At 57.0% G+C, this 24681-nt stretch carries 20 protein-coding genes; 17 read left to right on the forward strand and 3 right to left on the reverse strand.

Translation table 11 applies throughout. The features are described from left to right. The first annotated feature begins 338 nt into the window (after positions 1-338). A complete protein-coding gene (locus HLG82_RS02665; RefSeq protein ID WP_193327186.1) occupies positions 339-1331 on the forward strand; it encodes a malate dehydrogenase in 993 nt (330 codons plus the stop codon). 137 nt (positions 1332-1468) lie between these two features. Here HLG82_RS02665 and HLG82_RS02670 read toward each other — a convergent pair whose 3' ends face one another. Further along, positions 1469-2695 (reverse strand): TsoY family (seleno)protein, encoded by a 1227-nt coding sequence (locus tag HLG82_RS02670; RefSeq protein WP_439654671.1) that lies wholly within the window; start codon positions 2693-2695, stop codon positions 1469-1471. 219 nt (positions 2696-2914) lie between these two features. Between HLG82_RS02670 and HLG82_RS02675 the strand changes: the two genes are divergently transcribed. From HLG82_RS02675 to HLG82_RS02715, 9 genes are all read left to right on the forward strand, one after another. Then, positions 2915-3457 (forward strand): sugar O-acetyltransferase, encoded by a 543-nt coding sequence (locus HLG82_RS02675; protein ID WP_255313924.1) that lies wholly within the window; start codon positions 2915-2917, stop codon positions 3455-3457. Positions 3458-3803: 346 nt separating this feature from the next. Continuing rightward, positions 3804-5102 carry an MFS transporter gene (locus tag HLG82_RS02680; RefSeq protein WP_255315440.1) on the forward strand — a complete coding sequence of 433 codons (1299 nt, stop codon included), beginning with the start codon at positions 3804-3806 and terminating at the stop codon, positions 5100-5102. Positions 5103-5115: 13 nt separating this feature from the next. Next, positions 5116-6117, forward strand: a complete 1002-nt coding sequence (gene aes / locus HLG82_RS02685; protein ID WP_193327190.1) for an acetyl esterase — start codon at positions 5116-5118, stop codon at positions 6115-6117. Then, the gene (gene caiA, locus HLG82_RS02690; protein ID WP_193327191.1) at positions 6098-7231 is read left to right on the forward strand and encodes a crotonobetainyl-CoA dehydrogenase; all 1134 of its coding nucleotides are present in this window, start codon (positions 6098-6100) and stop codon (positions 7229-7231) included. The genes aes and caiA overlap by 20 nt, the downstream gene beginning before the upstream one ends. A 22-nt stretch (positions 7232-7253) precedes the next feature. After that, complete coding sequence (gene caiB / locus HLG82_RS02695) at positions 7254-8462, forward strand: L-carnitine CoA-transferase (RefSeq protein WP_193327192.1); 1209 nt, start codon at positions 7254-7256, stop codon at positions 8460-8462. A gap of 34 nt (positions 8463-8496) precedes the next feature. Continuing rightward, positions 8497-10020, forward strand: a complete 1524-nt coding sequence (locus tag HLG82_RS02700; RefSeq protein WP_193327193.1) for an AMP-binding protein — start codon at positions 8497-8499, stop codon at positions 10018-10020. A 22-nt stretch (positions 10021-10042) separates the two neighbouring features. Then, positions 10043-10921, forward strand: coding sequence for a MaoC/PaaZ C-terminal domain-containing protein (locus HLG82_RS02705; protein WP_193327194.1), 879 nt, complete (start codon positions 10043-10045; stop codon positions 10919-10921). Between the two features lie 44 nt (positions 10922-10965). Further along, complete coding sequence (locus HLG82_RS02710) at positions 10966-12294, forward strand: MFS transporter (RefSeq protein WP_193327195.1); 1329 nt, start codon at positions 10966-10968, stop codon at positions 12292-12294. Further along, complete coding sequence (locus HLG82_RS02715; RefSeq protein WP_193327196.1) at positions 12294-12905, forward strand: MBL fold metallo-hydrolase; 612 nt, start codon at positions 12294-12296, stop codon at positions 12903-12905. Before HLG82_RS02710 ends, HLG82_RS02715 begins: the two co-directional genes overlap by 1 nt. Here the strand turns inward: HLG82_RS02715 and HLG82_RS02720 are convergent. Beyond that, entirely contained in the window at positions 12882-13550 is a 669-nt protein-coding gene (locus tag HLG82_RS02720; RefSeq protein ID WP_193327197.1) for a TetR/AcrR family transcriptional regulator, read from the reverse strand. The genes HLG82_RS02715 and HLG82_RS02720 overlap by 24 nt on opposite strands. Positions 13551-13691: 141 nt before the next feature. On the opposite strand from HLG82_RS02720, the gene HLG82_RS02725 reads away from it, so the two are divergent. From HLG82_RS02725 to HLG82_RS02740, 4 genes are read left to right on the forward strand one after another with little or no spacing between them, the layout of a single operon-like run. Further along, on the forward strand, positions 13692-14453 hold the full coding sequence (locus HLG82_RS02725) for an electron transfer flavoprotein subunit beta/FixA family protein (RefSeq protein ID WP_193327198.1): 762 nt from the start codon (positions 13692-13694) through the stop codon (positions 14451-14453). A gap of 12 nt (positions 14454-14465) precedes the next feature. Beyond that, positions 14466-15308, forward strand: a complete 843-nt coding sequence (locus tag HLG82_RS02730; protein WP_193327199.1) for an electron transfer flavoprotein subunit alpha/FixB family protein — start codon at positions 14466-14468, stop codon at positions 15306-15308. Positions 15309-15310: 2 nt separating this feature from the next. Beyond that, positions 15311-16603, forward strand: a complete 1293-nt coding sequence (locus tag HLG82_RS02735; protein WP_193327200.1) for an FAD-dependent oxidoreductase — start codon at positions 15311-15313, stop codon at positions 16601-16603. A gap of 1 nt (position 16604) precedes the next feature. Next, positions 16605-16898, forward strand: coding sequence for a ferredoxin family protein (locus HLG82_RS02740; RefSeq protein WP_193327201.1), 294 nt, complete (start codon positions 16605-16607; stop codon positions 16896-16898). A 246-nt stretch (positions 16899-17144) separates the two neighbouring features. On the opposite strand, the gene HLG82_RS02745 is transcribed toward HLG82_RS02740, so the two are convergent. Next, positions 17145-20018, reverse strand: coding sequence for an exo-alpha-sialidase (locus HLG82_RS02745; RefSeq protein WP_193327202.1), 2874 nt, complete (start codon positions 20016-20018; stop codon positions 17145-17147). A 428-nt stretch (positions 20019-20446) separates the two neighbouring features. Between HLG82_RS02745 and HLG82_RS02750 the strand changes: the two genes are divergently transcribed. The 3 genes from HLG82_RS02750 to HLG82_RS02760 are packed head-to-tail and all read left to right on the forward strand — an operon-like array spanning position 20447 to position 24673. Next, a complete protein-coding gene (locus tag HLG82_RS02750; protein WP_193327203.1) occupies positions 20447-21319 on the forward strand; it encodes a biotin--[acetyl-CoA-carboxylase] ligase in 873 nt (290 codons plus the stop codon). Further along, positions 21300-23081 (forward strand): ATP-binding protein, encoded by a 1782-nt coding sequence (locus tag HLG82_RS02755; protein ID WP_193327204.1) that lies wholly within the window; start codon positions 21300-21302, stop codon positions 23079-23081. Before HLG82_RS02750 ends, HLG82_RS02755 begins: the two co-directional genes overlap by 20 nt. 2 nt (positions 23082-23083) lie before the next feature. After that, the gene (locus tag HLG82_RS02760; protein ID WP_193327205.1) at positions 23084-24673 is read left to right on the forward strand and encodes an acyl-CoA carboxylase subunit beta; all 1590 of its coding nucleotides are present in this window, start codon (positions 23084-23086) and stop codon (positions 24671-24673) included. Positions 24674-24681 lie beyond the last annotated feature (8 nt).

Below are 24681 nucleotides of genomic sequence, written 5' to 3' on the forward strand. Positions count from 1 at the left end.
CGCCCAGGCGCCTTTGAAACTGTCAGAAACGCTTAACGACGCACTTCGCCACTCATGGCGCACCTTAAAGTGATTTTAGGGTGCGCCATGAGTAGCGAAATGCGTCATTGGGGGTGAAGTACGCCGCCAGTGGGGAGGCAAGGCCGCCATCAGTGCTCCAAGCCCATGGCGATCGAATGGGAATTGGGTCGGCCGATGCCGGCACACATGCTCGGGTCAGCCAAACTCGTCTCGTAAATATTCGCTTGGGACATAAGACGGCAATTTGACGGAGGCACCGGGTAGAATTGGTACGTGCGCGCACAGGCGCGTGGAATCCAATGAAGGAGTTTATCTACATGGCAAAGTCTCCAGTTACCGTTACCGTCACTGGCGCAGCCGGCAACATCGGCTACGCGCTTCTTTTCCGCATCGCCTCGGGCGCTCTGCTTGGTAAGGACGTTCCGGTTCGCCTCAACCTTCTCGAGATCCCTCAGGGTCTGAAGGCTGCTGAGGGCACCGCAATGGAGCTCAATGACTCGGCCTTCCCGCTTCTTGAGTCCGTCAACATTTTTGACGACGCTAACAAGGCATTCGACGGCGCGTCCGTCGGCCTGCTCGTCGGCGCTCGCCCGCGTACCAAGGGCATGGAGCGTGCCGATCTCCTTGAGGCCAACGGCGGCATTTTCGGTCCTCAGGGCAAGGCCATCAACGACAACGCGGCTGATGACATCCGCGTGCTCGTCGTGGGCAACCCCGCCAACACCAACGCTGTGATCGCCATGCAGAACGCACCCGACGTCCCCAAGGAACGCTTCACCGCCATGATGCGTCTCGATCACAACCGCGCCATCTCCCAGCTCGCGGAGAAGACCGGCGCCCGCGTTGCCGACATCAAGAAGATGACCGTGTGGGGCAACCACTCCGCCGATCAGCACCCGGATGTCACCTGGGCAACCGTCAACGGCACCCCGGCGCTCGATCTCGTTGACCAGGCCTGGCTCGATGAGTACTTCATCCCCACCGTCGCCAAGCGCGGCGCCGCCATCATCGAGGCCCGTGGTGCTTCGTCGGCTGCTTCGGCTGCGTCGGCTGCGATTGACCACGTCTTTGACTGGGTCAACGGCACCCCGGAAGGCGACTGGGTCACGCCGGGCGTCTACTCCGACGGTTCACACTACGGCGTTCCGGAAGGCCTCATCTTCGGCTTCCCGGCCATTTCCAAGGGCGGCGAGTGGGAGATCGTCGATGGCCTGGAGATCTCTGACGCCACGCGCGTCGGCATCGAGCGCAACATTAAGGCAGCTCAGGAGGAGCTCGACGCTGTTCGTGCTCTCGGCCTGATCAAGTAAGGTTGCGTACGTAAAACTCGCGTGGCCCTGGCTTGGAGCTGTCCCCCGGAAGTTGAACTGATTCATTCAGTTCCTTCTCCCGGGGGACAGGTCACGTCACTTGCAGCCACACGAGTATCGCGGGTGTCTTGCGGGACTTAGACGGCGGGCAGGCCCTTCGGTTTGAGGAGCTGGTTGCGCACCAGGCTAAACATAAGGACCAAAGTGGCAAACTGAACTACATATGCCCCCACAAGGACGATAATGAACCCGATCGAGCCAACCGGGAAGATACTATTTCGGACGAGGCCGACGTTAAGTAGGAAGAACATCAATACGCTCAGCGCGACACCGGGGCAGACGAGGGTGAATGCGGCGGGGGATTCTTCCTGGCGGCTAAACACGTAGCGCTTATAGAAGCCGTTGGTGGCCATGGCGAGGTGCCCAAGGCCCATAAAGGCAAGTTGCGCGATGACCATGACGGCAAGCAACGTTAACAGCCATACAGACGTGCCGGGGATGGCTTCAGCCTTCGGGTTAAGGGCATTGAGCGTGACGATGCCGTGCCGCAGGCGTAGGTAGGTAATACCTAGGAGCGTGATGATCGGTACGCCCAACCACAGGGTTGCTGAGTTGGCCAACGAAAGTCCGTAGCGCAACATGCTCATGACGCCGAGCGGAAGAAAAACTGAAAAAAGCAGAATTGCAATGACAGCGAAGAAGATCGATAAGCCGCCGGCGATCACGACGACGATAGGATTTTGCGTCATCGCGACGGGGGCGGCGAGGCCGACTGCGACCATTGAGAACGCGAAAGAGCTCAGAAGCTGGTTGAGGCCGCCGTTGGCTTTGAAATCGAAGCCGTTATGCATGACCCGTATCAGATAACGCGAGAGGTACAGGAGGGCAAGAGCCCCAACCGAGCCGTACATGATGATGGCTAGCGGCATCAGGTATTCGATGACGTCCCACAGTCCTGGGATGAAGATCATGCCGGAGATGAAAAGGCCATTAACGGTCATGCCGAGAGTAAGTGGAACCGCCATGAGAGTAACTTCAGCGTTGGACGTGCGAAGATCCCTGTAAGCCTCGGTCTGACGCCAGGCGAAGAAGTGCTTCAGGTTCCACATGAGTAGGTACAGGTGGGCGAGGAAGAAGGAGATGAAGCCTGCGTATCCGAGGATAATGGCTGTGCGAAGCCCGGCATGCCCTGTTGCCCAGGTGGCCTTAATGCTTTCAACGGTGGGCATCACAGAATCGGGGTGTGCAGTCAGGTGCATCAAGTTCATGAAGAACAGTACTGACATACCGCCGAATCCTAGTGATGCCAGGAAATACAGTGGGGAATAGCGTGCGCGTAGGTCACGAATCATGGAATACCTCATTGCAATAGAACTTAGGATACCCCAGGGGGTATAGGGAATGATCTTACATGTTCCTGGAAAACTAGCAAGTGGGGACGAAAGTGAGGCGAGAACTGTGACGACGGCGTCGTGCGATAAGCTTGGCTAACTTAGGAAAGGTATGTGGTGGGTGGGCTAGAAAGATCCGAGGAACAGTTTCAACGGATGCGCAGCGGGCGGTTGTACCGCGTCGAAGGCGAGGTGTTTAGTGAGGCTTTTGCGCGCTCGATGTCCATCCAAGATCAGATGAACGCGTTGCCATCTGCGGATATAGAGGTAATCGCCGGTATGGCCCGTCAGCTGTTTGGCACATTTGGTGAAGGTGCCGCCATCCGCACACCCGTCTATTGCGATTATGGCTCCCATACGCACATCGGCGAGGGAACGTTCATCAATTTTGACTGTGTTTTCCTTGATGTTGCGGACATCGTTATCGGAAATAACTGTCAGATCGCGCCGCGAGTGCAGTTCTTGACCGCCGAACACCCGTTAGCGGCGACCCCAAGGCGTGAAGGGTGGGAGTCGGGGCGGCCTATCAGGGTTGGTGACAACGTGTGGCTAGGCGCCGGGGTGCTGGTTCTTCCGGGCGTGACGATCGGGGACAATACTGTGGTGGGCGCGGGATCGATCGTGGATAAAGATCTGCCAGCCAACGTCGTTGCGGTAGGAAACCCAGCCCGGGTGCTGCGTCCGCTTCCCGGCGACGCCGACCCGGCTGAGCTGATACCAAAACACCTGCTCTAACTCGGCTCGCTCCGTAACGGTGGCTGGTAGATACGCGTGGTGTTCTATCTCTCGAGTTATTGACTAATTTTGTCTCCGGTTTTTGGCCCTTGAGCTGGGCTTTTGGCAGGACGGACGGATTCCGTCCAAAATCGTGGGAATTATGGGCTGTGGATCACATTTTTGGGCCTTTAGTGTTGAAGCCACACAAGTTCATCTGTGAATAGCCACACCGCTAACAGTGAAGTTGGCCGGACTTACTATCTGCTTCTTCCCCTAGAGAGTTGAAACAATGAAAATGAAAAATGAAGTACGAGCACAGGACTTGTCCCGTGGTCGCCGATTCTTCCTTTTAACCCTGGTTTCCATGGGCAGCTCGATTATCTATACTCCTGCCTACCTTAAGAACGTCTTTTATGACCCGTTGATGGAAGCCCTCAACGTGACGAACGCCCAGTTGGGCCAGTTCCTTTCTGCTTATGCTATTACCGCTTTAATCTGCTACTTCCCGTCTGGGGTTATCGCAGACAAGGTGCGCGTGCGCACGCTGTCCTGGGTAGGATTCATGCTTACGGCGGCTCTGACATTTGTCTATGCTGCGTTGCCTTCGGTGAGCACCCTCATGATGGTGTTCATCGGTATGGGTATCTCAACAATTCTGATCTGGTGGGGCATCCGCTTCAAGCTGGTCCGCCTCATCTCCGAAGAAGAGGAATACTCGAAGAACATCGGTATCTCCTACGGACTATACGGCGCGGCAGGCCTCGTGGTTGGCCTCGTATGTTTGCTGTTTATCAAGTACATCGCTGCTGCCACAGATTCAATGCGTTGGATGCTCATCTTCCTCGGATGCCTCATCTTCATCTTGGGCCTGTTGTCCTTCCTCATTCCCAAGTTCGAAGGCGAAATCGCTGACAACGCGCAGGGCTTCAACCTGTCTGAGATCGGGCAGGCGCTGAAGAACCCGGTGGTGTGGATGGCCGCAGCAATCATGTTCTTCGTTTACTTCTACTACACCGGCGTTGCCTACACGACTCCCTACCTATCCTCGGTGATGGGCGCCTCGGTGGGCATTGTCTCCCTTGTCTCGATCGTTCGCCAGTATGGCGTGACTCTTTTGTCCGGCCCCGCATTCGGTTTTGTTGCCAAGGGCGCAGGCAGTCCGACTCGTGTGATCGGCTGGGGATCCATTGTGGCGCTACTCGGTCTCGTTGCTATCGCCTTCCTTCCGGTGGGCGGGGCAATGGCCATTATTGCCGCGATGATCGCTATCCTTCTGGGCTTTATCGCCAATGGCGTGTTCGGCATTGTTTCATCGGCGCTGACCGAGGGGAAGGTGCCGTTGACGATCTTTGGCACCGCCACTGGCGTCCTGTCGATTATCGGTTTCGCTCCGGATACGTTCTCCTCGATTTGGTTCGGTGCGCTGATCGACAACAAGGGCAATGACGCTTACGTGGAGATCTTCATCATCTTGGCAGTGTCTGCCCTCCTTGCCACTGTTTTCGCCTTCTTGCTCCACTTCTATGTGAAAAACAATGCCAAGAAGCTCGAAGCGGCCCAGCTTGCAGCAGCTGTGGAAGCTCAGGGCATGACGGTTGAGGAAGCAGCAGAGCTGGTCGGGGTTGACCAAAAAGTCCTCGCCGATGTTCGCGAGGAACGCTAAGTCGGAGACTGAGATGAAAAGAATTGATGTGCCCTCGTTGTGGAGCGAGCAGATGGGTACGGTCGTCGCCAAACAGAACGAAATCTCTGCGGGGCTTTACGCGCCTGGCCAGACGCTTGCACAAATGCGGGAAGGCTATCTCACGGAGCGCAAGTTCTGGAACGAAGGCGGGCCGCAGATGCGCGCGACTCGTCAGGCCTACATCTCCACATCGCACGGTGAGGTAGGCATCCGAATATACCGGCCTGCCGAAGGCACGTTACCTATCATCTTTTACATCCACGGTGGGGGATTCGCCCTCGGCAATCTTGATACGCACGATCGTATTTGCCGCAACATTGCTGACGAATCCGGTGCGGCGGTGGTTGCGATCGACTATACGCTGTCGCCGGAGGCGAAGTTCCCACAGGCTATTGAAGAATGTGCCCAGGTCGTTCAGCATGTGCGTGTCCGCGCTTGCGAATTTGACCTAAACGGAGCAGATATTTCTTTTGCTGGTGATTCAGGTGGGGCGAACATGTCCTTGGGCACTTACCTCTTCTTGCGTGACGTGATGAACGACGCCGGAGGCGTGCGTTGCTTTCTGCTGTACTACGGCTGGTTCGGGCTGAAAGATAGTGTCTCTATCCGCCTGTATGGAGGCGTGTGGGATGGTCTGACTCCCGAAGACTTCTCCATGTACAAGCGGCTTTACATCACAACTGAGGCAGACCTGGATTCACCCTATCTCAATATTTTCAATGCAGACCTGGATGGCCTCCCACCGGCCTACATTTGCGCAGCCGAGTTTGATCCTCTCCTTGACGACTCAACCTTGCTCGCAAGGGTCTATGAGAGGCAGGGGATTACCCATGAAATTGAGGTAGTGCCTGGGGTTATCCACGCCTTCCTTCACCATGGGCGCATGCTTGACGAAGCTCGTCAAGTAATGGCACATGGCGGTGCGTTTTTTAATTCGATTCCTTCACCAACCAACAATCTTGAAAGTAGGACTAATGGATTTTTCATTGACTGAAGAACAGCAACTCATGGCCGACACGTTCGTCGAGCTCATGGAATCTCGCGCATGGGAGACATATTTTAACGAGTGCGACGAAAACAAGGAATACCCGCAGGAATGGGTTGAAGCATTGTGTGAGCTCGGCTTCGACCGCATCCTTCTTCCTGAGGAACACGAAGGACTTGGTCTCGGGTGGCAAGAACTGACAGCTGTGTACGAGGCGCTGGGCCGGATGGGCGGTCCCACCTATGTCCTCTATCAGCTTCCTGGTTGGGGAACGATTATTCGTGAAGGTAGCGAGGAACAGAAGGCGACGATGCTGTCGTTCCTCGGTTCTGGAAGGCAAATGATCAACTATGCCATGACCGAGCCGAGCGCAGGATCTAACTGGGATGACATGCGCACGACCTATACACGTCGGGATGGCAAGATCTACCTCAACGGACATAAGACTTTCCAGACCTCTGGAATGAAGGTTCCCTACATGGTGGTCATGGCCCGCAACTCGGAGGACATGTCTGTGTACTCGGAGTTCTTTGTGGATATGACGAAGGCAGGCATTACCCGCGAACCGTTGAAGAAGTTGGGCCTGCGTATGGACTCACTTGCGGAGATCTACTTTGACGACGTCGAGCTAGAGGAAAAGGACTTCTTTGGAACGGAGGGCGGCGCTTTTATGCGTGGTGTCCAGGACTTTGACCTTGAGCGTTTCCTCGTGGCTCTGACCAACTATGGTCAGGCATACTGCGCTTTCGAAGACGCCGCCAAATACGCCAACCAGCGTATCCAGGGAAAAGAGGCTATCGGGCGTACTCAGCTCATCCAGCTGAAGATCGCAGATATGAAAGTTGCCATCACCAACATGCGCAACATGCTCTACGAAATCGCGTGGAAGTCAGATAACGGGCTACTTGGCCGTGGCGATTGCTCGATGGCCAAGTACTACTGTTCGCATGCTTCGTCGATGGTGATCGATCAGGCGTTGCAGATCCTTTCGGGTGTGGGGATCACCGGCGAGCACCGTGTCCAGCGCTTCTACCGCGACATTCGTGTTGACCGGGTGTCGGGTGGAACGGACGAGATGATGATCCTCGCCGCTGGCCGCGCCGCGCTCAAGGACTACCGATAAGCATTTAACAAAGGAGTTAAATATGGAAACCGTAAAACCTTCGTTCGGGGTTTTAGACGACGTCAAGGTCGTATATAGCGCAGTTGAAATCGCTGCTCCGTCGGCTGCAGAGATCATGGCGGAGTGGGGTGCTGACGTGACATGGATGGAAAACTTGTGGACGGGTGATTCCGTGCGTGACACGAAGTGGGTTAAGGAAATGGAGCGCCGTAATCAGCGCTCAATCTCGATTCACCCTTTTTCTGATGAAGGCAAAGAGATCATTGCCAAACTCATTGAGGATGCGGACATCTTCATCGAATCTTCCAAGGGGCCTGCGTGGGCGCGCAAGGGGATTACCGATGAATGGATGTGGGAGATCAACCCCAAGCTTGTGATCGTTCACGTGTCAGGTTTTGGTCATTGGGGCGATGATCGAAAGGTGAACGCAGCAGCATACGATTTGACGGTCGCTGCCTATGCTGGGCTTGTTGCCCAGAATGGTACTCCGGAGCTACCGACGAATCTGCACCCCTACACCGCTGATTACGTTAACTCGCTCATGGTGGTTTCGTCCGCTCTTGCGGCCTTGCACAAGGCTCAGGCAACAGGGCAGGGCGAATCGATCGACCTTGCCATGTACGAAACAGCGTTGCGAGTGGGCACCTACTACATGATGGACTACCTCAACGACGGCGTGAAGTATCCGCGCCCAGGGGCACGCCACCAAAACCTGTGTGCCATCGGTATCTACGAATGTGCTGATGGCTTCCTCGGGCTGTGCTGTTACGGCGTCGACCAGAATAAGTACTTGCTCGAGACTATCGGCCTTGGTCACATGTGGGGAACCGAAGAATACCCCGAGGACACCTCTGCGTTGTGGCTCAACGGTCCGAAGGCGGACCTCATCCAAGAGAAGCTGACGGAGTATCTCAAGACGCAGAACCGTTACGACGTCGAAAGAGACTTCTCCGAGCATCGCATTGCCGCGCAGGTCGTCATGGAGTTTGAAGACATTCTCGCAGAAGAGCACGTGGTGGCTCGCGAGAATTTCATTGAGTGGGAGAACGCAGAAGGCGTGAAAGTTCGTGGCCTGAACACCGTGCCGAAGTTTGCACGCAATCCTGGCGGCTTCTGGCGTCCGATGCCCGCGCTTGGACAAGACACTAGAGACGTACTTGAACGTGCAGGCTTTTCTGAGGAAGACATTGAGCGATTCGCCCGGTCAGGCAAGGTGAAGTTCGCACAGTAGAACAACACTGTGAGAAACGGATTGGAGGTGTGAAATGATAACACAAGGACAGGGACTGACACTGATTGACATATGGGACAGTCACGTACGTCGTCAGCCAGATGCTGTTTTCCTCGTGTATGAAGATCACGACCGCGATGATATCTGTTCATGGACCTATCGCGAGTTCGATGAGGTTATCCATCGCACCTCCAATCTGTTTTTGGCTAAAGGAATCGGGCCCGGCGACGCCGTGGCGGTCCAGCTCAACAACTGTCCAGAACTGATTGAATGCATTTTCGCGCTCAACCAGATCGGTGCTATCTACGTGCCCATCCACCCGGAATATACCGTGGAGGAAGCCAAGGCGATTGTTGCCGACTGCGAAGCGCGTATGTTGGTTATTGAACAGTGCTTTTTGGACTTCGACCCGGCTTACGGGGACGGCATCGAGACTCTTGTCGTCGGGGGAGGGTGCAGGCACAGGTGCTTTACCGAGCTTCAGCAGGCGCAAAGTGCGAGCCCGCCTGTTCGGCGTCGTGTGCCGATGCCGATCGTGGAGATCCTGTACACCTCAGGGACGACGTCGGCACCCAAGGGCGTAGTCATTACTGAGCAAAATGTTGTGTTCGCCGGGTATTACGTCAACTGGCAGTTGCAGATGCGCCAGACGGATAGGTACGTGACGACGATGGCGGCCAGTCACGTGAACATGCAGCTCAATGCGCTAGCGCCCGTTCTGACGGCCGGAGCCACACTTATCCTCATGCGCCGGTATTCTGCGACGCGTTTTTGGAAGCAAGTTCGCAAGCATCGGGCCACACTCGTTCAGGCGATGGCCATGATGGTTAAGACTATGCTCGCCCAACCTGAAAGCTCCCAGGATGCCGAACATGGAGTACGGGAAGTTCACTACTTCCTCCCGATATCGACTGAAGAGAAGGACCGTTTCGAAGCTCGTTTCAACGTGCGCCTCCTTAACAATTACGGTTCCACTGAGGACCTTGTGGGAGTTATTACGGACTACCCCACGGGGCCACGGCGTTGGCCGTCAATTGGGCGCGTGGGGCCGGGGTATAACGTGCGCATCATGGGCGAACACGGCGAACTCGGTCCTGGTGAAGTCGGCGAAATCCAAATCCAGGGAATACCGGGGGTTTCTCTCATGGCCGGCTACTGGAAACAGCCCCAGATGACGGCCGAAACGCTTCTTGGTAACTGGCTCCGAACGGGCGATTACGGCTATTTTGACAAAGAGGGGTGGATTTATTTCACCGACCGGCACTGTGACATCATCAAGCGTTCTGGAGAAAATATCTCCTGCGCCGAGGTCGAATCAGTCATTGCTCGATATCCGGGCGTGGGTGAAGTGGCGGTGATCGGAGTTGAGGACTCCATCCGTGATCAGGCCGTCAAAGCTGTGATCGTGCCCAAACCGGGGGCACGTATCGACGTCGATGAGCTCACCACTTTCTGCCGCGGGTTTCTAGCGGCGTTCAAGATTCCCAGCATCATTGCCTTCCAAGATTGTTTGCCGCGAGGCAACTACGGAAAAGTACTCAAATCAACCCTCAAATAATTTCAGTGAAAGGAATTGAACAATGACGATCAAGACCGAGATGGTGGGACAGACCTTTGGTCCGTTCACTCGGACATACACGTTCCGAGATCTTGAGCTGTTTGCTCTCGGTTGCGGGGCAGGCATCGACGGACGCGACGGTTTGGAGTATCTCAACGAAAAAGATGAGCGTAACCCTCAGCTGAAGGTATTGCCGATGTTCGGTGCGATGCTCATCGTCGATTCTGAAGTAACCCGAACGATCGACTACGGGTACAACTACGCTGGCTCCCTCCACTGGGGTTTCGACATCACTTTCCACCAGCCGATCACCAAGTTGTCGGATACGGTCCAGACCAAGGTCAAGCTTGAGGGACTGTATGACCGTGGGGAGGGCCGTGGCCTTCTAGCCCAGCATATTGGAGACACCTACGACTCGGAAGGCAATCTTCTGTTTACCAACGAGTCGTGGGACTGCCTGATCTACGACGGCGGTTGGGGTGGTCCGGCAGCACCGAAAGATATCGTCGATATGCCTGAGCGGGAGCCTGATGCGGAGATTTCTGAGCGTATCCCCGAAAACCAGGCGCTCATCTACCGACTCTCGGGTGACTACCACCCTCAGCACATCGACTGGGATTACGCAGCCGAGAACGGCGAGCCGCGCCCGATTTTGCACGCGATTTCGTACGCCGGCGTCGTGATGCGCCACGCGATCAACGCGTTTATGCCCGGCGAGCCGGAGCGCATCAAGCGCTTCAAGACCCGCATCACTTCGCCGGTTCATCCGGGCACGACCCTCAAGACCCAACTGTGGCAGGTAGGGCCGGGCGAATTGCGTTTCCGTCTCGTCGATGCTGACGCTGATACCACCGGCGCAAAACCTCATCTGAACTGGGGAATCATCGAGTTCGAAGTGTAAAAGGGCCTATCCATGAGTGGGCCGAGCCAAAGAAAGGAGTAACGATGAACGACGAAACGAAAGTTAGCCTCGACGAGATCGGGATGTCACCGTTCCTAATGCGACTAACGGTGTTTTCAGCTGGTGGTCCCTTCCTTGAAGGATATGTTCATGCCATTATTGGCGTGGCATTGCTCAAGATGGTTCCGGAGCTGGGCATCAACGACACGTGGAAGGGAATGATCGGAGTCGCCGCCCTCGTTGGCCTGTTCTTTGGCGCTATTTTTGGCGGTTACTTGACTGACCTGATTGGCCGAAAGCGCATGTTCATCATCGACGTGGTGTCGATTGCAGCGCTGTCGGTGTTGTGCATGTTTGTCAACGGCCCACTCATGGTTGTCCTTTTGCGATTCCTCATCGGATTCGCCGTCGGTGCCGATTACCCAATTGCTACGTCGATCATTGCTGAGTTCACGCCGAAACGATATCGGGCTATCACGATGGGGTTCCTCGCTGCGGTGTGGTACGTAGGGGCGAACGCTTCCTATCTGGTGGGCTACTTCCTCCTTGATGTGGGCAGCGGCTGGCGGTGGATGTTAGGTTCTTCTGTCATTCCTTGTTTGGTGATTCTCCTGGGACGATGGTCAATTCCGGAATCGCCAAGGTGGCTCATGTCGAAAGGACGCTACGAAGAAGCGGCGAAGATCGTACGTGATACTTTTGGGAAGAATGTTGTCATTGACGACGAGGTTGCGGAGCGGACGGCGTATTCTGCAATTTTCCGCAGGCCATATTTCAAACGCATGCTCTTTGTGGGAATCATCTGGCTGTGCCAAGCAATCCCGATGTTCGCCGTCTATACCTACGGGCCGGACATCATAGCGACTTTTGGTCTAGGGGAAGGCAGAAGCACCCTCATCGGGGAACTTGTGATTGGTACGTTCTTCATGCTGGGTACGATCCCCGCGATGTTCCTCGCAGAATTTTGGGGGCGTCGCCCGCTGTGTATCTGGTCCTTCGTGATTATGACGGGTGCTCTTGGCCTGCTTGGTGTTGTGCCGGCGGCATCGATGGCGTTCGTCGTCGTTATCTTCGGTATCTACGCGCTGGCATCGGGCGGTCCTGGAAACCTGCAGTGGCTCTATCCGAACGAGATTTTCCCGACGTCGATTCGTGCCTCGGCCATGGGGGCTGCCATGGCGTTCTCACGCATCGCCACGGTGATTTCTATTTTTGTTCTGCCCAATTGCCTGTCGACTTACGGCACTGGGCCAGTGATGATCGCCGGTGCGGTGATCTCTTTAATCGGCCTGATTACGTCGATCATATGGGCGCCGGAGACCCGTGGACTAACTCTCAGTGAAGCTGGCTCTGATGAACTGGAGCGCAGATAATGTATGACATCGGTGTGTATGTGGTGGGTCCGTGGCAGGCCAACTGTTATGTATTGAGCGCCACGGGGAGCGTCATCATCGATCCGGGCGCTGAACCTGAGGTTCTTCTTAAGGCCTTGGGCGGGCGAAACCTTGAGGGTATCTTACTCACCCATTGCCATTCGGATCATATCGGTGCCGTCAATGAGTTGGTCGCTGCCACTGGAGCCCCGGTTTACATCGGTTTGCACGACGCCGAAGGGGCGCGCGATCCGCGTCTGTCCGGGTTTTTTGAGGAAGGCTCGTCCTATGCGGTCAACGATTTTGCGGCCGAGTGGGGTGATGGACACGTCTTCGACTGGACAGGTGGCACGCTTGAGGTTATTGCCACACCAGGCCATACCCCCGGCTCAGTGTGCTTCCTTGATCGTAAAAATTCGGTGATATATACCGGCGACACACTATTCGCGGACGGTATTGGCTCGACGCAATATGCACGAGCCAGCAGGACAGACCTCGTGAAGTCGCTGAAAAAGCTTGGAGCACTACCTGAAGAACTCCGCATACTTCCCGGGCACGGAATGTCTAGCACGTTGCGGATAGAAAAATTACGAAATCCGTATCTGATATGAGGGCGGCATGGTGTCGTAAACCATGTCACAAGGTGAGGCTACAGGCCGTGGTACGCAGGCCAAGTTAGGAAGGAGGTCAGTGATCAAATCATGGGCGTATTGAGGAATCTTTTCCAAGAAACAATCAACATATTGCGGCGGAAGCCATATGGAACGAAGCAGGATGGAGCCTTCGATCGCGTCCACCAGGCGCACGATGGAAACCTCTTCCGGAATCTGACCGGCCTTCTTGTAATACCACAGGCCTTGGCGCAGGGTTTCCAGCGGGTCAGTGCACACGTAGCGGCAGGCTTGATTGATAACCGCGACGTCGCCGGTCGGAGACTCCACCATGAGGCGCCGAAGAGCGGCGGAGTAACGCCCGAGGTAGGCGCGGATACGGGCGTCGATCTCCTGATAGAGGACCTCGTAGAGAGTCTTTCCCGTAAATTGTTGACGCGGATAAGCATGCTGGAACGCTGTCAACAAGAGCGTTTCCGCGGTAGGCCAGCGCGAGTAGAGAGAAGACTTCCCAACGCCCGCACGCTCAGCGACCTTGGTCAGGTTAAAACCGCTCCAGCCGGTTTCACCATAGAGCAAAAGGGCAGCGTCGTAGACCCGCTCTTCGACGGAGAGCGGCACTTCTCGAGGCACAGTGAGCGACAACTATGTGCTTCCTTTCTTCCCGCCGTCGGAAAAATGTAGTTCCAGTCTACCGCTAACTAAGAACTGAAAACATACCAACCTATGGCGCAGCAGTTCCAGCTGTTGCCCCAGAACTACCAAAAAATAAAGAAGGAGTGGAAAATGTCAGTCATCGTGGCATACAAGTACGCGGGTAATCCCCAGGACGCGAAAGTCAACCCTGACGGCGTCGTCGACTGGTCTCGTGTCAAGAAGTCAGTATCCGAATATGACCCGGTTGCGATTGAGCTCGCCAAGAAGCTTGCAGCCGAGGGAGCCGGCGAGGTCGTCGGAATTAGCGTAGGTGGACAGGACGTTGCCTCATCCTTGGCAAAGAAGAATGCCCTGTCCAAGGGGCTGGACCGCGCGCTCGTCGTCGCAGATAACGAAACGCAAGGTTGGTCGAACACGCAGACAGCGAGGGCGCTAGCTGAACTTGTCAGGAAAGTCGACGACGTCCAGGTAGTCTTCGCCGGCGATGCCTCCGTTGACGAGGGAGCCGGCGTCATGGGTCCGCTCCTGGCTGGCGCACTCGGATGGCCATGCTTGCTTGACGTTGTATCTGTTCAAATAGCGGACGGGACGCTGACGATTCGTCAGCGCACCGAATCTAGTACACGCACGGTTGAGGCTACTGGCCCGCTCGTGCTGGGGGTGGCAACGGACGCCGTCGAAGTCAAAGCTGCCTCGATGAAGGAAATTCTTGCTGCGGGCAAGAAACCGCTGGATACGGTTGCTCTCGCTGATATTGCGACAACCGAGGTCAGGCGCAATGTTTGTTCAGTGAGCCAGCCCGAGTTGCGCACCCGCAAGAAGAAGGTTTTTGAAGGCGAGAACGCTGCGGCAGAACTCGTCGAAGCACTCAAAGCCGACGGCATTTTGTAAAGGAGAAAACCAATGACAACCATTATTGCTCTTGATTCCAATATCTCGACCCTTATTGCATGGGGCAATGAACTGCCTGGCGATACGACCATCATCTCTGTGGGATCCCCCGAGCTACCGGTGGCACACGTCGACATCGCACTCGCTGAAGACACACCGGCAGAGAGTTTTGCTCCAGCCCTGGCCAAGTACGTCGATGCTTCCGGTTTCGTTCTTCTTCCCGCGACGCCGACCGGACGAGTCATCGCCGGAGCCATCGCCGCGGTGAAGGGACTGCCCCTTGTCACGGGTACCAAGGGCGTTTTCGATGGGGGTATCGTTGCTGCTCGTTTCGGGGGCATCGTGGAAGAAACCATTGAGGGCCCGGCAGTAGTCCTTGTCTCAGGAGGAACTGTACTCGAGGGGGAAACCATACAAGGTGACCCCTTGACACTTGACCAGGCGGGCCTGCGTGTGACTGGCGCGGAAAGCTCACAGGCGAAGTCAGTCAACCTTGGTGGAGCGAAGAAGATCGTCGCCGTGGGACGCGGGTTCAAAAACGAAGATGACCTGAAGATCGCATTTAACCTGGCAGAAAAGATCGGTGCCGAAGTGGCCTGTTCACGCCCAATTGCCGAAGGTAATAACTGGTTAGGACGCGACCGTTACGTGGGCGTATCCGGCCAGCACGTGACCCCCGAACTCTACATCGCCGCCGGTATCTCAGGCCAGATCCAGCACACCGCAGGAATGAACGAGGCCAAGGCCGTCGTCGTCATAAACTCGGACAAGAATGCGCCCTACTTTGAGCAGGCGGACTACGGAATCGTCGGCGATCTGTATACCGTGCTTCCAGCTCTCACCGAGGCCGTGTGACGATGGGCGAAGTTGATTTCGACGTCATCGTCGTTGGAGGGGGTATCGCAGGCAGTGTATGCGCATACCTCCTAGCGAAAGACGGCCACGAGGTGCTACTCATCGAACGAGGTATTGAACCTGGCTCGAAGAATCTATCTGGTGGCGTGTTCTACTGCCGCATCATGCAGGAAATCTTTGACAATTTCATCGATGAGGCCCCAATCGAGCGTGTGATTACAAGGAATTGTCTTAGCTTCCTCAACAAGGATAATTTCGTCAACGTCGACTACTGGGATAGCCGACTAAGCGAACCCGTCAATGCAGTAACAGTGCTACGAGCGAAGTTTGACCCCTGGCTTGCCGAACAGTGTGAGAACGCGGGGGTGACCGTGATGCCCGGCGTGAAAGTAGACTCACTTATCCAAGACGGAGAACACTTCGTGGGAGTGCGCGCCGGTGAAGATGAGCTACGCGCACACGTGGTTGTTGCTGCGGACGGCGTAAATTCATTTCTCTCACAGTACGCAGGCATTCGGGCCAAGGAGCCACAAGAAAACCTGGCCGTGGGTGTCAAGTCCGTTATTGCCCTCGACCCGGACATCATCGCGGAGCGCTTCAACCTGACGGGAGAGGAAGGCGCAGCCTACGCCGTCGTCGGAGATTGCACGCAAGGCGTTGCTGGAGGCGGCTTCATGTACACCAACCGCGACTCAATTTCGATCGGCATCGTGGCGCGTTTGGACGATTTGGCGAAGTCGGGCAAGAAATCCTCAGACCTGCACGACTACTTCCTGACTCACCCCGCTATAGCTCCTTTTCTGAAGGACGGTGAGCTTTTGGAGTATGGATGCCATCTCGTGGCCGAAGGCGGCAAGAAGATGCAACACGACCTTGTTCGTGGCGGTCTCCTCGTCATCGGCGACGCTGCCGGATTCACCCTCAACACTGGTTTTACCGTCCGGGGGATGGATCTTGCCGCAGGTTCGGCACGCGCCGCGGCGAGTGCAATCTCACGGGCACTGAAGTCACAAGACTATTCGGCACAATCGCTCGGCGCCTACGTAGATCAGTACAACGCCAGCTTTGTTGGTAAGGACATGGATACTTATGCAAAGGCTCCAGAATTCCTTGAGAATCCTGCCATGTATGGGGCGATGGGGGAGTTAGCCGCGGATATTCTCTACGGCGTCTACAACCATGACCTCACACCTCGAAAGCGGCTAGTTAAGGTCATACTGGGTGGTGTGAAGAAGTCTCGCATGTCTCTCGGGCAGTTGGCGAAACTTGGATTTGACGCAGTGAGGTCGATGTAAGATGGCAAATTCTAACCCGGGATCGATCAACGACCGTTTAGCAAGCAACGTTTACGAGATTGATGAGGGCAACCCCCATATCCATGTCAACCAGGAGTTGGTGCGGCGGACGGGAGCGGCTAAGCTGCTCGTCAACGTATGCCCTGCGCATGTGTATTCGGAAGAAAACGGTGAGATCGCCGTCGAATATGCCGCATGCCTTGAGTGTGGAACTTGTTTAGCAGTTGCTCCTCCGGGCACGCTGACGTGGCATTATCCAGCAGGCTCGATGGGGATCGTCTATCGCGAAGGATAGAACCCAGGCGGTTTGAAAGTGGCGGGGCAGATTTGAGATCTGCCCCGCCACTCAATTGTTCCAAGCCGCTTCGCCTGTCAAGGCCACGGCCGACCCACCGAAACCACGGCCGACCTACGGTGGAACGGGCCCGAACATCGATCGCTGTGTATTGGCCGGCTATTGCTGTACTTTTGGGAATAATAGGAGTTGGGGTCGATACCGAAGTATCGACCCCAACCTTTAGCGAATTACCGCGTCACAGGTTTAGTTCTGTCGGCGGCGGATGATCGCTACAGCACCACCGGCAATCAGCAAGACTGCGGCGAGGATCGACAGACCAGCAACCGTAGCACCGGTGTGAACCAGACCAGTTTGAGGCGTAGGCGAGCCCTGATCAATGATCAGCGCCCCACCCTTCGGACCCTGGGGCTTGGGGGCAGGCGTGGAATCGCACTTAAGCGCCTCACGTGTCGGAGCAGTCCAAGACCACTCAGCCGTAGCATCCTTGGCCAGCTCAAAGCCGTCAACAGCCTTGGCCTTCACCACAACGGTCTTACCGTACTCGTACTCGAACCTCGACGGATTATCCTTAACCCACTCAAGGTCCTTACCATCAACCGTCACCGAGTAAGTCACACCCTTTGTCGCAACGATCGTAACGGACGGCTTAACCTTGCACGTCACCGGATCAGAACCACTCGGGAAGATCGGAGCACTCGGAGAAACAAACTCAACCTTCGGCGTCGGCTTGGGATCAGGCTTCGGGTCCGGCTTGGAGGTCGGCTCCGGCTTCGGGTCCGGCTTGGAGGTCGGCTCCGGCTTCGGGTCCGGCTTGGAGGTCGGCTCCGGCTTCGGGTCCGGCGCAGGCGTCGGGTTCGGTGCAGGCGTCGGGTTCGGTGCAAGCTTGATCTTGAAGGTCTGCGACGATACACGCGGGATACCCGTGCCGTCTTCGGCCTCGGTCAAGGTCACCTTGACGTCGAAGCTCTTGACGTCCTTATTCCCGACCGCAGGGGTGCCCTCGATCTGGCCTGTCTTTGCGTTGATCGTCAGGCCAGCGGGGAGCCCTTCAGCCGAGTAGGTGTCAGCAAGAGCTGGATCATTACCAGTGGAGTCCATCTTAATTGGGGCGATTGGCGTACCATCGGTTGCCACGACGTCGTTAACGTTCTTGAGGGCCACCTCGAAAGGCAAATCCTTCGAGATTTCCTTGAGCGTAAAGTTCACGTAGCCGACTTGGTTCCAAATAGCTGGTTCCATGAGCAGTCCGATCGAACCGTCGGGTTGAACAGCCATCGTCGTGTAGCCGGTACCGCCTTCGCGGATCTGCTTTGCAACGGGCCACGACTTACCATCGTCGTAGCTCATCTTGACCTTTCCGTTAACGCGCTCTCCCTGTTCTGTATTGGAAAATAGGAGGACCTTGGCACGTAGCGTTCCCTTGTTTGCCGACGGGAAAGGACGGAGAATTTGGGCGTTATTGGTCGAATCGCGAAGATTATCGTCGATATGAATATCTTTCCAGTTTACGCCACCATCAGTTGATGACGCCACAATACGTCTACCTTTACCAAAATTCCCGGACACGCGGGAGTTCAGCATCAAGCTTCCGTCAGAGAGCTCTACGACCTTGTTCTCGTCGAAGTTTTTCTGGGGTGAATTAGTAAAGTGTCCACCCTTCCACGTCTTGCCGTGGTCGTCTGAGAAGATGGTGATGGCCTGGAAACCGCCAGTCTTAAAACGACATGCTGCTTGTTGGAGGAGGCGCCCTTTAAATGGCTCGTGCATCTTTTGAATACCAGCTCCTGACGTCGCAAAGCAACCAGCGATGTCACTTATGTTCGCGCCGCTGCTTCTGAGGACATCATCCGTGATGAGACGAGATGTCCAGGTGCGACCATTGTCGGTCGAGGAAGCTACGGCGAAATTCATCGCTTGACGGTGTTTCGTGTCTACCTTGCCGCTCGCGTCCAATTTGTAGGACGGGTTGAATCTCTCTGGTAGTCCAGCGTCGAGGGAACCGACGTGGAAGTTGAAGATCTCTCCGGTAGCGTGGTCGACAACGTAGGATGGATCTGACCAACCAAAGCGTTCTCCCTTTCCAGCAACTTTACCTTTGGCGATAACCGTACGCGGGCCCCAGGTATTTCCGCCATCGGTCGAGCGGCGTTGAACGATGGAATTCTCGTTCGGTGAGTCCATGCCGCCGGTGATTCCACTCTTCGGTCTTAGATCGTATGAGGCGAGAATATCCCCGTTGGGTGCGATGGTGATGGCGGGAATTCGGATATTGTATTTGCTCGTATTCTCGTCGAGAATCTTTAGGTTGGTGAGGCGTGCGTCGAGCCGGGGATCAGCATTCGGTGCCTTGAATGCGGTTGCTTGTGGCCAAACTCGTGGGACGCTCACGGACTTAATTTTCTTAAGAGTAGTGCTCTGCTTGTCGTGGCTGACCTTAACGTTGGCTGCCAATTCGGCGTGTCCGCGTTCCAGGTCTTCTTCCTTAACAGTGTACTTAGCTGAGCAGTTCATGCTCTTTTCGGCCTCGAGGGTTTTGGTGCAACCCTCACCTTCAACGGCGAGCTGTTCTTTTGATAGTGAGGTGACGGTATATTCGTAACTGAACTGGTCTCCAGCGCTGTAGCTGGGCTTACCTTCTCCGCCTGTTACGGTGATATCTGAAAGATCCGCGAGCTTGGTCGCCACAGGAATCGCATCCCCAGAAGTTGTGCCGGTATTCACCACGGTAGCGGTATGTGTTTTATCGCTTTCCTCGCGCATGATCCAGGTCACCTGTGGTGTGAAAAAGCCTTTGCTTGCGTCTGCATCTGTCACTTTATGGGAAAGGAAATCGCAATCGCGCTTTGTCTCTCCGGGCTTAACCTCCCACCATCGGCATTTCTGATAGTCGCCCTCGAGGTTGGAATTTTTGAAGCCGAAAGCGCGGGCCTTCTCTGTATTATTCTTGAGGGTGACGCGAAAATTAATCGTCTCTCCGACTTCGAAGGGTTCACCCTTGTCTTTGTTAAGAACTTCAAAGCTCGAAGCTGTAACGGGTGAATTGGTGTCGGTTGTTGTCGCTCCTACAACAGGCGATTCTGTGGTTTCCGGCGCTGCGCTTGCAAGGGTTGGAGTCAAGCCAACACTTAACAACGCTACTGCGCTGGCACCCGCGAAAACTTGCGTGAATCGTTTCCGCATAGATAGTAATGGGGGCATCTTTGCACCTTTCTGACATTCGCACCTTCGCGATCCGCCAGACATCGGTTGTCTGACAGGCGCTTTCACTGTATCGAAAAATTGCTCTACAAACAACGTATTTTGGCTGAATGCTCTGTTGCTGGTGAACGGAGTCTAATGGTTGTTGGGCTGTAGTCGAAAAGTTTTAGGGTGTTGTTAAGGTACCTAGGTGGTGTTTGGTGCGGGCCCTGTGGCTGCTTTCGCCTGTAGTGGGGTATGTCACGAGGATGGGTTTCCCTTTCTTTTTCCTAGAGAAACTCGGCCTACCTTGGTGGGGGTGACGCGCCATAGGGTTACCCGTCCGTAGGTTACGCTATCGTAACCGTATGTTCTTATTGGCAGGTGACTTCGCGCGGACCTCGCAGAAGGCGGAGGTCCATTATGTCTTGGAAACGACCTCTACCCAAGATACGTTACGATCGCTGCCAGGTGCTGCGCCGCTAACAACCATCGTCGCTGGCGTCCAAACCCAGGGGCGGGGAAGGCTCGGGCGAAGCTGGCACTCCGAAGCAGGCCAGTCACTGCTCGCCTCCACGCTTGTAGTGCTACCAGACACCCCTGTACTTCGGGACACACTCGGCTTCCTCACGCTCATCGCTGCGGCCGCCATGCGTAGTGCACTCGCCATCACAACAGGCGGGCAGTTCCAGGTGAAATTTCCCAACGATATCGTGACCCCCAACGGGCTGAAAATCGCAGGCGTATTAGGCGAATTCTTCGCAGACACCAGCAAGCGACGCGGCGAACTCTGCCTCGCCCTCGGCGTCGGGGTCAACGTCTACCAACAAGGGAAGGCGCTATTCCCAGGCTCCACCTCACTCGCCAGCGCAGGTGTTCTCAACAACGATGAAGAAACTGCCGTCATCGACCAACTATTATCCGCCTACCTCGATCAGCTACGCGAGCGGATCACGACCTTTGCCGCCGATCCTGACCAACCAAACACAACAGACCTCATCACGGAACTCAACGCCCACCTTGCCGGGCGGGGCTACGAGACTACGGTCGCGGGCCAAACCGGTGTAATCCAGGTCTTAAGCCCCCGAGCCGAACTCATTGTTCGCACCCCACATGGCGACGTGGCAATAGCACCCAGTGAGGTCGCCATGATTGCAGAATTCGGCCAGATAAAGCCGGATGCCGATTTGCAAACCGCCACAGTCAGGGAAAGGAAAAGCCATGAAAATACTCATCGCTAACCGCTCCGAGATTGCTCTGCGCATCATCCGCACCGCAACCGAAATGGGGCTGGAAACCGTTGTCGGATATGCGCAAGCCGATTGCGGCACACCATTTACACGTATGGCAGGCCAAGCCCACGCACTCGGCGGAACCAGCTACGCCGAAACCTACATGAACGGCGCCAAACTCATCGAGCTTGCCAAACGCACCGGAGCAACTGCCATTCACCCCGGCTACGGCTTTCTCTCTGAGAACGCCGAATTCGCCCACGACGTCGAAGCCGCAGGCCTGACCTGGATCGGCCCCTCGCCGCACACCCTGCGCGAACTCGGCGACAAGATCAGCGCCCGTCAGCTCGCCGAGCGAGCGGGAGTCCAACCGGTGCCAGGCATCTCCGAGGCAATCTCAGGCCGGGAGGAAGTTGAGCAATTCGTGGCACGCTGGGGCTACCCGATCGTGACGAAGAAGGCCGACGGTGGCGGTGGGCGTGGCATCACCATCATCCGCGACGACGCCGACCTCGACCACTTCTTCCTTGCCCAAGGCGACAGCCTCGCAGGCATCTTCGTCGAAAAATTCCTAGAGAAAGCGCGCCACATTGAAACACAATGTATGCGCGATTCGCACGGCAACTTTGCGGTGGTCTCCACCCGCGATTGTTCCCTCCAGCGCCGCAACCAAAAGCTCATCGAAGAGGCACCCGCCCCAGGGTTGAGCGAGGAGCAGGAGCGCACGCTCCTTGTCTGGTCGAAGGCGCTGTTCGAGGGCGCGGACTTCGTGGGCCTCGGCACGTGCGAGTTCCTCGTTGACGAGGACGTCTTCTTTCTCGAGGTTAACCCGCGACTGCAGGTCGAGCACACGGTGTCGGAGGAAGTGACTGGTCTCGACCTCGTTGCCGAGCAGATTCGCATCGCCCGCGGCGAGGAGATTGCGTCCGTGCCCCAACCGGCCGGCCATTCCTTCGAGTTCCGCATCACCTGCGAGAATCCCACGCGCGACATGCAGCCCTCCGAGGGAACCATCACCCAGCTGCAGTGGCCGCTCGGCCACGGCGTGCGCATCGAGACAGGGGTGGCCGTGGGCGACCTCGTCACCTCGGCGTTCGACTCCATGCTGGCCAAAGTGATCGTCACCGGCCCCTCGCGCGAGGCCGCCATCGCCCGTTCGCTGCGCGCGCTGGCCGAGCTGCGGATGGTCGGAATCGCCACGCCCGTGGCCCTCTACCGCGACATTCTTCACGACGCCGTCTTCCGCGCTGGCGCCTTCTCCACCCGCTGGTTTGAGGAAAAGTTCCTGCCGGAGTGGAAGCAGGGAGCCCCTGCGGCCCAGCCGGCGGCCGCGACCTCGATCGCCTACGCGGGCCAGCCCGCCAACCCGCAGCCCGCCGAGCGTCAGACCTTCACCATCGAAATCGATGGGCGGATGGCCGAACTGACCGTCCCCAAGGGCCTCTTCGGCGGGGGAGCGACGCCCTCGCCACGCCCGCAGCCTCTGCGCCGGGCCGCCCGCTCCCGGGCCGCGACCGTCACGGAGGCCGCCACGGGCGACGTGCGCTCGCCGATCCAGGCCATCGTCGTGCGCGTGGTGACCGAGGTCGGTGCACCCGTGCGCGAGGGCGACCTCCTCATCGTCTTGGAGTCCATGAAGATGGAGAGCTACGTGTATGCCCCGCTCGACGGCGTCGTCGAATCCATCGCCGTGGACCAAGGCGCCAACGTCAGTGCCGGAGCACCCCTGCTCTCCATCGTGCCCGCGCCGAGCGAGGCTGGAAAGGAGTAACCATGTCTCACATCACCCCGACCAACGAATCGGTCACGATCGACACGACCTCTCACGACGTCGACCGAGAGGCATTCATTGCCTACCAGGAGGACATCTCCGCGCGGGCCGAGGAGAAGGCCTGCGTGCGCCAACACGCCAAGTCAAAAATGAGCGCGCGCGAGCGCATCGCCGAACTCCTGGACCCCGCCTCGTTCACCGAGATCGGCCAGTTCGTGGGCGGCAACCTGGCCGAGGGCTTCCAGGGCGCGGCCGTGACCTGCGGGCTGGGCACCATCGGCGGTCGCCGCGTTGCGATCTACGCCCAGGATTTCTCGGTGCAGGGCGGCACGCTCGGCGAGGCCGAGGGGGACAAGATCATCGCTACCATTGACAAGGCGCTCACGCTGCGCATCCCCGTCATCGGGATCATGGACTCGGGCGGGGCCCGCATCCAGGAAGGCGTGGTGGCGCTCGGCCAGTACGGGCGGATCTTCAAGAAGACGTGCGCGGCCTCCGGGGTGATCCCGCAGATCTCGCTCATCCTTGGCCCGTGCGCCGGGGGTGCGGTCTACTCGCCGGCGCTGACCGACTTCATCATCATGACGCGGGACAACTCGCACATGTTCGTCACCGGCCCCGACGTCGTCCGTGCGACGACGGGCGAGGAAGTCACCTTCGCCGACCTCGGCGGAGCCCAGGTGCACAACTTCCACTCCGGTGTCGCTCACTACCTAGCCGAGGATGAGCACGACGCGCTCGACTACACGCGCACGCTCCTGACCTACCTGCCCGCCAACTGTGACGAGCCCGCTCCGTCCTACGACTATCTTCCCGACGCCGAGCCGGAGGCGATCGACGTCGGCGCGCTCGTGCCGGAATCGACGAAGGTGCCCTACGACGTCGTCGACGTCATTGGCGCCATCGTCGACTACGGCGAGTTCGTCCAGATCCAGGAATTCTTCGCCCGCAACATCGTGGTGGGCTTTGCTTGCATCGAGGGCCGGTCGGTGGGAATCGTCGCGAATCAGCCTCTCCACGACGCCGGAACCCTCGACGTCGACGCCTCGGAGAAGGCCGCCCGCTTCGTGCAGTTCTGTGACGCCTTCAAGATTCCGGTGGTCACGCTCGTGGACGTGCCGGGCTATCGGCCAGGCACGGAGCAGGAACAGGCGGGCATCATTCGTCGCGGCGCGAAGCTGATCTGGGCCTACGCCACCGCTTCCGTCCCGCTCGTGACGGTGATCCTGCGTAAGGCATACGGCGGAGCCTACATCGTGATGGGCTCGAAGTCGCTGGGCGGCGACCTCGTCTACGCCTGGCCGGGCGCGGAAATCGCTGTCCTCGGCGCGGACGGCGCGGTGTCGATCATCCACCGTCGCGAGCTCAAGGCCGCCCAGGCCGAGGGCAACGCCACCGAGGTCTTCGCCCGGCTCTCGCGCGAATACACGCGCGCCAATGTCAACCCCTATCTGTCGGTGGCCCGCGGCGAGCTCGACGGCATCATCGCCCCGAGCAACACCCGCCACACCATCGCCTCCTCACTGGAGGCCCTTCAGTCCAAAACCACTATCCATCACGGCCCCGCGCGCCACGGCAACATGCCGATGTAGCACTAAGG

Source organism: Trueperella pecoris, from assembly GCF_014926385.1.
Taxonomy (GTDB): Bacteria; Actinomycetota; Actinomycetes; order Actinomycetales; family Actinomycetaceae; genus Trueperella; species Trueperella pecoris.